Below are 11,621 nucleotides of genomic sequence, written 5' to 3'. Positions count from 1 at the left end.
GTTCCGAGCGGATCGCCGTCGATGCGTCGCGTGGTTTCGATGTGACGGTGGATGTTCCGTTCCGTGCTCGGTTGTATCGGGTTTCGGTGGACGAGTTCGTGTTGGCGATCGTGGTGCATCATATTGCGGCTGATGGTGCGTCGATGGCGCCGTTGGCGGCTGATGTGATGGTGGCGTATTCGGCTCGGGTCAATGGTGAGGCTCCGTATTGGGAGCCGCTCGAGGTGCAGTATGCGGATTACACGTTGTGGCAGCGTGCGTTGCTCGGTAGTGAGGACGATTCGTCGTCGTTGGTGTCGTCGCAGTTGGCGTTCTGGTCGCGGGAGTTGGCGGATCTTCCGGATCTGTTGCCGTTGCCGATCGACCGACCGCGTCCTGCTCAGCAGTCGATGCGCGGCGCCTCGGTGAAGTTCGACATCGCGTCCGCGGAACACAATGCTCTGGTCGACATTGCGCGAGAAGGGCATTCGACTGTTTTCATGGCGGTCCACGCACTCTGGTCGCTGTTGATGTCGCGGCTGAGTGGTACCGAGGACATTGCTGTGGGTACGCCGATCGCGGGTCGTGGTGAGGCCGGGTTGGACAAGTTGGTGGGTATGTTCGTCGGGACGTTGGTGTTGCGTACCGAGGTGTCGCCGCATGTGAGTTTCGCGGAGTTGTTGGCGTCGACGCGTGCTGCGGATCTGGCGGCGTTCGACAATACCGATGTTCCGTTCGAGAAGTTGGTCGACGAGTTGGCGCCGACGCGTTCGACGGATCATTCGCCGTTGTTCCAGGTGTTGCTCGAGTTCCAGAACAACGAACGTGCGCACCTCGAACTGCCCGACCTCGACGTCACTGCGCTCGAGTTCGACGCAGGTGTGGCGAAGTTCGACCTGCAGCTGACCATGTCCGAGCGGTACGACGAATCCGGTTCGCCCGCAGGCATGTCGGCGGCGATCACGTATGCGGTCGATCTGTTCGACGAATCGACTGTGCGGACGTTCGCGGATCGGTTCGCCACCCTCGTGCAGGCGGTCACGGCGAACCCGGACCGGACCGTCGGAGATATCGACATCCTGGCCGACGCGGAACGCGCGGTGATGCAGACGAGCTGGAACCACGACGGCCGTATGCCTTCGGCCGACACGCTGTCGGCGCGATTCGACGTTGCCGCACAGACATTCGCACGGTCGACGGCTGTCGTCGACGGGACGACGACATACACGTACGCCGAGCTGGACGCGCGGGCCAATCGACTTGCTCGACACCTCGTCTCGGTCGGCGTCGGGCCGGAAACGCTTGTCGCCGTGGCAATGCCACGAACGGCCGATCTCGCCGTCGTACTGCTGGCGGTGCTGAAGGCAGGCGGCGGTTACCTTCCCGTCGACGTCACGTATCCGGCCGACCGACTCGCGTTCATGCTCGACGACGCGCACCCGGTGTGCGTCGTGTCGACGGCCGAGGACATCGGCTCGGTTCCGGCCGACGGCATCACGCAGGTGATCGTCGACGACCCGGCTACCGCCCGTGCGATCGACGCGCTCTCACCCGATCCGATCCGCACCGAGGATCTGAACGGGGCAACGACTGCCGACTCGATCGCGTACGTCATCTACACCTCCGGAAGTACCGGGCGTCCCAAGGGCGTTCAGGTCACGCACGCGACGGTCGCGACGCTGTTCGAGAACACGATCGACAAGTTCGGATTCGACGAGAACGACGTGTGGACGATGTTCCACTCCTACGCGTTCGACTTCTCGGTGTGGGAACTGTGGGGGCCGCTTCTGTACGGCGGCAAGCTCGTCGTCGTCGACTACTACACCGCACGCTCGCCGGAGAAGTTCCGCGAGCTGCTCGTCGCCGAGCAGGTCACCGTGCTCAACCAGACTCCGACGGCGTTCTATCAGTTCGCCGAAGCGGACCGCGTCGCTGCAGCCGAATCCGGCCGACTTGCGTTGCGCTACGTGATCTTCGGAGGAGAGGCTCTCGACCTCGCGCAGCTCGGTCGTTGGTACGCACGTCACGCCGAGGACGCTCCGACGCTCGTCAACATGTACGGCATCACCGAGACGACGGTGCATGTCAGCTACCTGCCGTTGACGGAGGAGTTCGCCGCGTCCGCGTCGGCCAGCGTCATCGGACAGGCAATTCCAGGTCTGACGGTGTCCGTGCGTGACCACCGCCTGCGGCTGGTCCCACCCGGCGTCACCGGTGAAATGTACGTGTCGGGGGCACAGCTCTCTCGTGGCTACCTGGGCCGCACGGCCTTGACGTCGACACGGTTCGTCGCCGATCCGGATTCCGTCGACGGAACACGCATGTACCGCACCGGTGACACGGCGCGGTGGAACCGCGACGGCTCTCTCGAGTACCTCGGCCGCAGCGACATGCAGATCCAGTTGCACGGTTTCCGAATCGAACTCGGCGAGATCGAAGCCGCCCTGCTCGCGTACGACGGCGTCGCTCAGGCGGTCGTGAGCGTGCGCGACGACGGTGGTGGAGATCGCCTCGTCGGGTACGTCGTGCCCGAGGCCGATCGTGCGATCGACTCCGCATCCGTGCTCGACTTCGTCGGAACGACGCTGACGTCGTACATGGTGCCCGCGGCGTTGCTCGTGATCGACGAGTTGCCGCTCACCGCGAACGGAAAGCTCGACCGAAAAGCATTGCCCGCGCCCGATTTCGCGTCGAGAGTGACCCAGAGTCGTGCACCGGCGACGCCCGTCGAGGAACGTCTCGCAACGTTGTTCGCCGAGGTACTCGGGCTCGACACCGTCGGCGTCGACGACTCGTTCTTCGCGCTCGGCGGCGACAGCATCATGTCGATCCAGCTGGTGTCCAGGGCGAAGGCTGCGGGACTCGTCATCGCACCGCGCGACATCTTCGAGCGCAAGACCGTCGCCTCGCTCGCCGAGGTGGCCCGATTCGGAAGCGAATCGGTCGTCGTGCTGGAGGAGCTTCCGGGCGGGGGAGTCGGAAACCTGCCGCTGACCCCGATCGTGCAGTGGATGCTGGAACGCAGCGAAGAATTCGGCCGCTACACGCAGACTGCGCTGCTGCAACTGCCGCCGTCGATCGAGGCCGACGTGCTTCGGAGGACCGTCCAGGCGGTACTCGACCGGCACGACATGCTGCGAGCGCGGTTGTACCGCACCGAATCCGGCGAGTGGACCGAGACAGTCGCTGCCGTCGGTTCCGTCGGAGCCGACACGGTGCTGCGACGCGTCACGGTCGATTCGGTGATCGGCGACGAATTCTCCCGCGTCGCCGCGGCCGAACTCGACGCTGCCGCGGACCGACTCGATCCGTCCGCCGGTCGGATGGTCCAGATGGTGTGGTTCGCCGCCGAGTCCGGGGCCGGCCGACTGCTGGTCGTTGCTCACCACCTCGTGATCGACGGTGTTTCCTGGCGAATTCTCGTTCCTGATCTCGCCACGGCGTGGGCACAGATCGCCGCGGGTGACGAGCCCGTGCTGGCGGACACCGGGACCTCGATGCGGCGCTGGGCGACCGGACTCGCCGACGTCGCGCACAGTCGTTCGACCGAGCTGCCGTTGTGGACGGCCACGTTGGCCGGCGCAGACCCGATGATCGGCTCCCGCGCACTCGATTCGGCCGTCGACGTCGATGCCACCGTCGAGCGCATCAGGACCTCGCTGCCCGTCGACGTCACCGAACATCTGCTGACCACCGTGCCCGAGGCATTCCACGGCAGTGTCAACGACGGTCTCCTGACCGGTCTTGCCATGGCGCTGACGGCCTGGCGGCGCGAAAGGGGAGCCGACGTCGACGACGCACTCGTGAGTCTCGAGGGCCACGGACGCGAGGACGGCGTCGTTCCCGGTGCGGATCTCGGCCGCACGATCGGTTGGTTCACGACGATCTTCCCGGTTCGACTCGACCTCGCAGGCATCGACCTGAGCGACGCGTTCGCCTCGGGCCCAGCAGCGGGCGACGCGATCAAGTCGATCAAGGAACAGCTGCTCGAGATTCCCGATCACGGAATCGGCTTCGGCCTGCTTCGGTACCTGACCGACCAAGGTCGCCAGGTGCTCGGAGGGTTCGAGCGCCCGCAGGTGAGCTTCAACTACCTCGGACGTTTCTCCACCGGGTCGTCCGAGGACATGGCGGACATCGGATGGATTCCAGTGTCCGACAGCACGCTGGGGGATGCGCAGAACCCGAACATGCCCGTGCCTGCGCTGCTCGACATCAACGCCGTCACCACGTCGACGGCAGGCGGTCCCGTCCTCGACGCGACGTTCGCGTTCCCGGCCGGCGTGCTGTCCGCTCCGGACGTCCAGCGTCTGATCGAGCTGTGGATCGACGCACTGACCGCGTTGACGACACACGCGACCGGCTCCGACGCGGGCGGGTACACACCGTCGGATCTGGAATTGGTGAACGTCGACCAGCCCACGATCATCGACCTCGAACAGCGGTTCCCGGCGCTCGACGACGTCTGGTCGATGTCGCCGCTTCAGTCCGGCCTGCTGTTCCACGCACGTCTTGCGGGCGAGGTCGAGCACGACACCGACGGGTCACTGGACACGGGCGTCGACGCGTACATGGTGCAGCTTGGTATCGAGCTGCGTGGAGTCGTCGACCCGTCGCGCATGAAGGCTGCGGCGCAGACACTGCTCGATCGGCACGCGAACCTACGAACTGCGTTCGTGCACAACGCGAACGGCGACTCGGTCCAGGTCGTACAGACGGGTGTGCAGGTGCCGTGGAAGCAGGTCGACCTGCGCGGCTCGGGTGATTCGGCCGAGGCGCTCGAGACTGTGCTTGCGGACGACCGAGCGCGACGATTCGCATTGGATCGCGCACCGCTGCTTCGGTTCACGCTCATCACCAAGGCGGACGGCGAGTGGCGACTGCTGCTGACCAACCACCACATCCTTCTCGACGGCTGGTCCACCCCGCTGCTGATCAAGGAACTGCTCACGCTCTATGCGACGGCGGGCGACGACTCGATGTTGCCTCGTGTCCCCGCATACCGGGACTACCTTGCCTGGATGAGCAAGCAGGACCCCGAAGTGTCCACGGCACAATGGGTTCGGGCCCTCGCCGGAGTCGAGGAGCCGACGCTTCTGGCCGCCGCCGACCGTGGTCGTCGACTGTCGACGGTGTCGCTCGAGACGAGTCGATCACTGTCTCGTGAGACGACCGCTGCACTGCGCGATCGTGCGGCACACCGAGGTTCGACGCTCAACACGTTCGTCCAGAGTGCATGGGGACTCGTGCTTGCGACGTTGACGGGTCGTACCGACGTCGTCTTCGGTGCGACCGTGTCGGGTAGGCCGCCGGAGATTCCCGGCATCGAGTCGATGATCGGACTGTTCATCAACACGCTGCCCGTCCGCGTCACCCTCGATCCCGCAGAGTCCATCGGGGACCTCGTCGACAGGATCCAGGTGGAGCAGGCGTCGCTGCTCGACCACCACTACATGGGACTGACCGACATCCAACGTGCTGCAGGCGCGGGCGTCGCATTCGACACGCTGACCGTGTTCGAGTCGTACCCCGTCGATCGAGCCGGGCTGTCCGAGGACACCGACATCGCAGGCATGCGCGTCGCCGATGTCGTCGGCACCGACGCCGCGCACTATCCGCTGACTCTCGTTGCGTCGGTGGACGATCGACTGCACCTCAAGGCGAAGTTCCTGCCCGATCTGTTCACCCAGGACGACGTCGATCGCATCATCGAGCGCGTCGAGCGAGTTCTCGATGCGGTCGTGTCCGACGATCGCCGATCGCTGGCGAGTGTCCGCTTGCTCAGCGACGGCGAGCACGACGAGCTGGCACCCGTCTCCGGCATCGAGGGTGGTTCGACGAAGCTGCTCGCGCACGTCTTCGAACGCGCGGCCACACTGAACCCCGACCACACGGCACTGCGCTACGCAGGGCAGTCGGTCGACTACCGCGAACTCGACCGTCGTTCGTCCCAGCTGGCGCGATTGATGTTGCGTCGCGGAGTGACCGCCGAGACGTTCGTCGCGCTCGGCCTGCCGCGATCCATCGAGTCGGTCGTGTCGGTGTGGGCCGTCGCGAAGACCGGTGCGGCCTTCGTACCTGTGGACCCGGGATATCCGCGCGACCGCATCGATCACATGCTGAGCGATTCGGGTGCCCGCTTCGGCATCACCGTCGCAGCCCATCGCGAGGATCTGCCGACGACTCTGGCCGGCGGTGAGACGTGGATAGTCCTCGACGGCGAAGCCACCGAGGCGGAGCTCGCGCAGATGTCGGCTCAGCCGATTCTCGAGACCGAACGCGTCGCAGGCCTCGACCTGAGCAGTGCCGCCTACGCGATCTACACATCCGGTTCGACGGGTCTGCCGAAGGGCGTCGTCGCGACCCACAGTGGTCTCGAGAACTTCGCGATCGAGCAGATCGAGCGGTACTCGTTGACCGAAGAGTCGCGCACACTGCACGTGTCGTCACCGAGTTTCGACGCGTCGATCCTCGAATATCTCCTGGCATTCGGTGCCGGGTCGACGATGGTGATCGTCCCGCCGAGCGTCTACGGCGGCGACGAGCTGAAGCAGATCATCGCCGACGAAGGTGTCACGCACGCGTTCATCACGCCCGCCGCTCTGGCGTCGGTCGACCCGGCCGGCCTGGATGAATTCCGGAACGTCGTGGTCGGCGGCGAAGCCGTTCCAGCGGATCTGGTGGCGTCGTGGGCTCCCGGCCGCAACGTCTACAACGGCTACGGACCCACCGAGACGACGATCATGTCGAACATCAGCGAGCCGCTCGACGGCCGGTCGACGCTCACGATCGGTGGACCGATCCGTGCGGTCGACGCCGTCGTGCTCGACGGCCGGATGCAGCCGGTACCCGTCGGCGTTCAGGGTGAGTTGTACATCTCCGGCGCCGGACTGGCGCGGGGCTACCACGATCGACCGGGCCTGACGGCGGATCGGTTCGTCGCCAACCCGTTCGGCAAGCCGGGCACCCGCATGTACCGCACCGGCGACGTGGTCCGCTGGACAGCCGAACACACCGTCGAATACGTCGGTCGTAGCGACTTCCAGGTCAAGGTCCGCGGCTTCCGCATCGAACTCGGCGAGATCGACGCAGTTCTCTCCGAGCATCCGAGCATCGACTTCGCCGCGACAGTAGGAGCTGAATCACCTTCTGGTGCAACAGTTCTCGTATCCTACGTTCGTCCGGCCGATCACTCGTCGGAGTTGGACACGTCCGTGCTGACCGAGCACGCCGCGTCTTCCCTGCCGGGGCACATGGTGCCGTCGATCATCGTTCCATTGGAACGGATCCCGCTGACGCCCGTCGGCAAACTGGATCGGCGAGCGCTACCGACTCCGGACTTCGGCGCCGAACTCGCCGAGTACGTCGCCCCGAGGACCGCAGAGGAAGAAGCTGTCGCCTCGGTGTTCGCCGAGATCCTCGGTGTCGAGCGCGTCGGCGCACTCGACGGTTTCTTCGATCGCGGCGGCGACTCGCTGTCGGCGACGCGAGTGATCGCACGCGTCAACGCGACGACGTCGAGCAGTCTCGGTGTCAGGGCGATCTTCGAAGCACCGACGGTCGCAGGCCTGGCAGCGCTCGTGAAGGGGTCGACGTCGACCGACGGCCGCCCGGTGCTCCGAGCCGTCCCGCGGCCGGCGGAGATCCCGTTGTCGCTGGCGCAGCAGCGGATGTGGTTCATCAACCGGTTCGATCCGACATCGCCTGCGTACAACGTGCCACTCGTGGTGCGGCTGACCGGCGCAGTGGATCTCCCGGCGATGAATGCCGCGGTCCTCGATCTCCTCGATCGGCACGAGTCGCTGCGCACCACGTTCCCCGAGGGAACGGCCGGTCCGAAGCAGCTGATCCATGCCGCCGAGGATGTCGTGTCGACGGTCGACGTCGAGGCGGTGACCGAGAGCGAACTTCACGGCGCAGTGGGCCGCTTCGCAGGGGTCGGATTCGACGTGGCCACGGAGATCCCGTTCCGGCTCGCCCTGTTCTCGATCGGTACCGACGACCTGCCCGTGCATGTGCTCGCCGTCGTCGTGCATCACATTTCGGCGGACGGCGCGTCGATGGCGCCGCTCGCGCGCGACGTCATGACGGCCTACCTCTCTCGGGCTCGATCGTCGGCTCCCGCATGGGCGCCGCTCGAGGTGCAGTACGCCGATTACACACTGTGGCAACGAGAGTTGCTCGGCGCCGAGGACGATCGGGCGAGTGTCGCTGCCCGCCAGCTCGACTTCTGGAGCACGACGCTGCGGGGTCTGCCGGATCTGCTTCCGTTGCCGACGGACAGGCCACGTCCGGGCACGCAGGACTTCCACGGTGGCCGTGTGAAGTTCACGATCGACGCCGACATCCATCGCCGTGTGACCGAGTTCGCCCGCACGAGACCGGCCACGATGTTCATGATCGTGCACGGTGCGTTCGCCTCGACCCTGGCTCGCCTCAGCGGAACCCAGGACATCGCGATCTCGACGCCGGTCGCCGGCCGCGGTGAGGCAGCGCTCGACGATCTCGTCGGAATGTTCGTCAACACGCTCGTGCTGCGGACCGTCGTCGACGGAGCCGAGTCGTTCGAGTCGCTGCTCGCACGGGTCGTCGATGCCGATCTCGATGCGTTCGCACACACGGAAGTTCCGTTCGAACGAGTGGTGGAAGTCCTCAATCCGACCCGGTCGACGGCCTACTCGCCGCTGTCTCAGGTGGCCTTGTCGTTCCAGAACAACGACGATGCCCGACTGGAACTGCCCGGGCTGCTGGTCGAGGGCGTCGACATCGACGTTCCGGTTGCGAAGCAGGATCTGCAGTTACTGCTGTCAGAAACGTTCGACGACGCCGGCGTACCTGCGGGCATCGACGCGGCGATCGACTACGCAACGGCGTTGTTCGATCCGTCGACGGTCGAATCCTTCGCCGACCGATTCGTCCGCATCCTCGATGTCGTCTCCACGACACCCGAGGTGCCGCTCGGTGACATCGACATCCTGACCGACGTCGAGCGTTCACAACTGGCACCGGCACGGGGCGACGCGAGCGCCACACCGTCGACCTGGCCGGAGATTTTGGCGAACGCCGTTCGGGCGAATCCCGACGGCACCGCGCTCGAATTCTTCGATCGCCGGCTCACCTACCGCGAGCTGGACCACATGTCGACGCGGATCGCCCGGATCCTGATCGACTACGGCGCAGGTCCGGAAACGTATGTTGCACTGGCGCTTCCGAGATCGATCGAGTCGGTCGTCGCGACTTGGGCGGTCACGAAGTCCGGTGCGGCGTTCCTGCCCGTCGACCCGAACTACCCCGCCGACCGCATCGCGCACATGCTCGGTGACTCGCAGTCGCCGATCGGGTTGACGCTTGCTGCCTTCCGTGACCAACTGCCCGACACGGTGACCTGGCTCGTCGTCGACGATCCGGAGTTCGTCGCCGATGCAGAGCGGTACCCGACCGATGGTGTGACCGATGCCGATCGGACGTCGTCGTTGCACCTGGACCACCCGGCATACCTGATCTACACGTCGGGCTCGACGGGGCGTCCGAAGGGCGTCGCGGTCCGTCATCGAGGCATGGTGAACCTCGAGGACGAGGTGACGCGCCGGTTCCATCCGAAGCGGAATTCGCGTGTCTCGCACATAGCCTCGCCGAGTTTCGATGCGTCGGTGTACGAGATGACGATGGCGTTCGGTGTCGGCGCCATACTCGTCATCGTTCCTCCCGGTCTCTACGGAGGCGGGGACCTCGCGGACTACCTCGAGGGCCACCGCGTGAGCCATGCGTTCCTGACGCCGGCCGCACTGGCGTCGATCGACGGCGATCGACTGGGGGACTTGGACGTTCTCGCGGTCGGTGGCGAGGCAGTCACCCCCGAGCTCGTCGCGCGCTGGGCACCGCGTCGAATGATGTTCAACGGCTACGGACCCACCGAAACGACGATCCAGGCCAGCGTCGGCGGTCCGCTGGTGGCGGGCCTGCCCATCGACGCAGGCACTCCCGCGATCGGATTCCGTTACCTGGTACTCGACGAGCGGCTTCGGCCGGTTCCGGTCGGCGTTCCCGGTGAGCTGTACATCGCAGGACCTGGAACGGCTCGTGGCTACCTGTACCGGTTCGCACTGACCTCGGAAAGGTTCGTCGCCGATCCGTACGGCGCCCCGGGCGAACGGATGTATCGCACAGGTGACGTCGTGCGCTGGACGCGGGCGCGGACCATCGAGTTCGTCGGACGTAGCGATTTCCAGGTCAAGGTGCGCGGGTTCCGTATCGAGCTCGGCGAGATCGACGCAGCGCTCACCGATCACGAGTCCGTCGGTTTCGCCGCGACGATCGGTCATACCGCCCCGTCGGGTGACACGGTGCTCGTCTCGTACGTCCGTGTGAACGACGGGCACGCGGTGACGCCATCGCAGTTGATCGATTTCGTCGGTGCAACATTGCCGAGGCACATGGTGCCGACCGCGATCGTCGCTCTCGACGAGATCCCACTGACGCCCGTCGGCAAGCTCGACCGCCGTGCACTGCCGGTGCCGGAACTGGCGTCGGCGTCGGTGCCGTACCGCGCGCCGTCGACTCCGACGGAGTCGGCCGTGACGGCTGTGTTCGCCGAGGTTCTGGGAGTCGCGACGGTCGGCGTCGACGACAACTTCTTCGATCTGGGTGGCACGTCGCTCGTCGCGACACGCATCGTCCCGGCGTTGGAGACGGCGGTGGGCGTCAGAGTGCCTCTGCAGGCATTGTTCCTCGATCCGACGGCTGCAGGCCTCGCGGCTCGGATCGAGGCAGGGGAAGGCACGTCGACGGCTGGTCTCGACGCTGCATTCTCCGTGGTGATCCCGCTACGAGCACAGGGGAGCGGGACACCGCTCTTCTGCATCCATCCCGGAATCGGGTTGTCGTGGGGTTACTCGGGCATCGTTCGGCACCTCGACGAGGATCGGCCGGTGTACGGCCTGCAGCTCCCGACCATCTCGGAAGGCGGCGAGTTCGAGTCCATCCAGGCCTTGGCACAGCGCTACGTCGCCGAGATCCGCGCCGTGCAGCCGGAAGGCCCGTACAACGTGCTCGGGTGGTCACTCGGTGGAGCTATCGCTCATGCCGTCGGTGTGGAACTACGGTCGTCGGGAGCCGAAGTCGAATCGTTGACGATCATGGACAGCTACATCCTGGAGCCGACCGAATCGCCGACGGGCCAGTTGACGGTCGAGGAACTGCTGAGTGGCCTCGGTCTCGACATCGACCGGGACGCGTCGGAACCCGCCCTCACCTACGAGGGCGCGGTTGCACTACTGAACGAGAAATTCGGGCAGAACACCGGGTTGACTCCGGAACACCTCGAGCGCATCAATGCAGGATTCGCCAATTCGACGGCATTGATGAACGGATTCGAACCGAACACGTTCGACGGCGACGTGTTGTTCTTCGCCGCGGCACATGGATCCGGCGATGGAATTCGACGAGACCCGTCGCAGTGGAATGCATTCGTGACAGGGGAAATTGTCGTTCGAACCGTGGAATGCGCGCACAATCAGATGATCGAACCGGATGTTCTGGCAGAAGTCGGTGGAGAACTGGAGATCTACATTCGGAGCTGAGTTTTCACCCAGGACGAATTTCGTTCATCCCGTCACAGAACGGTGATTTACGAATACCATCGT

The 11,621-nt window shown here is 65.4% G+C and carries 1 protein-coding gene; it reads left to right on the top strand.

Annotation, left to right across the window (positions count from 1 at the left end):
- The coding region (locus tag CHB96_RS00105) for a non-ribosomal peptide synthetase (protein ID WP_089242573.1) at positions 1–11,558 on the top strand (11,558 nt) is incomplete at its 5' end.
- Positions 11,559–11,621: the final 63 nt, after the last annotated feature.

Source organism: Rhodococcoides kyotonense (genome assembly GCF_900188125.1).
GTDB lineage: Bacteria > Actinomycetota > Actinomycetes > Mycobacteriales > Mycobacteriaceae > Rhodococcoides > Rhodococcoides kyotonense.
Note: the sequence above shows the minus strand (reverse complement) of the source record. Positions and strands in the feature narration are given on the sequence as shown.